Origin of the sequence: Leptospira kemamanensis, assembly GCF_004769665.1 — a bacterium.
Lineage (GTDB): Bacteria > Spirochaetota > Leptospiria > Leptospirales > Leptospiraceae > Leptospira_A > Leptospira_A kemamanensis.
Genome location: NZ_RQGG01000042.1, coordinates 1 through 561, shown reverse-complemented (window position 1 = coordinate 561; position 561 = coordinate 1). Strand labels below are relative to the sequence as shown.

The window sequence follows — 561 nt, the reverse complement described above, 5'->3', positions numbered from 1 at the left end:
GAATACACGGATATGTTCATAATGGGTATTGGAACTAATACACTAGGTTACGGACACCCGGAGGTTGATGAAGCCGTCATAAAAACCGTATCCAATGGAAATATGTCCACTTTCAATTGTCCCGAAGAAGTCTATCTCGCAGAAAGGCTCATTGAGTTACACCCTTGGGCAGATATGGTAAGATTTGCACGAACCGGCGGAGAGGCGAATGCCATTTCGATTCGTATTGCTAGGGCTGCTTCGAAAAAAGATAAAGTAGCAATTTGTGGATATCACGGTTGGCACGATTGGTATTTGTCAGCCAATTTAGCGGAAGATGATAGCCTTTCCGGACACTTATTGCCTGGTTTAAATCCAAACGGAGTTCCTAAAAATTTGAGAGGTACCGTTTTTCCATTTCAGTACAATCGATTTGAAGAATTAGAGTCGCTTGTAAATACGCAAGATATCGGTGTAATTAAAATGGAGGTGTGGCGCAGTCGGGGGCCGGAGAATGGGTGTGGTCAGAGGGGGGGGGGGTGGGGGGGGGGGGGGGGGGTGGGGGTGGGGGGGGGGGGGGGT

The 561-nt window shown here is 48.3% G+C and carries 1 pseudogene; it reads left to right on the top strand.

The window, feature by feature from the left end:
* A pseudogene (locus tag EHQ59_RS14325) lies at positions 1-495 on the top strand (aminotransferase class III-fold pyridoxal phosphate-dependent enzyme); the annotation flags it as partial.
* Between the last annotated feature and the right edge of the window lie 66 nt (positions 496-561).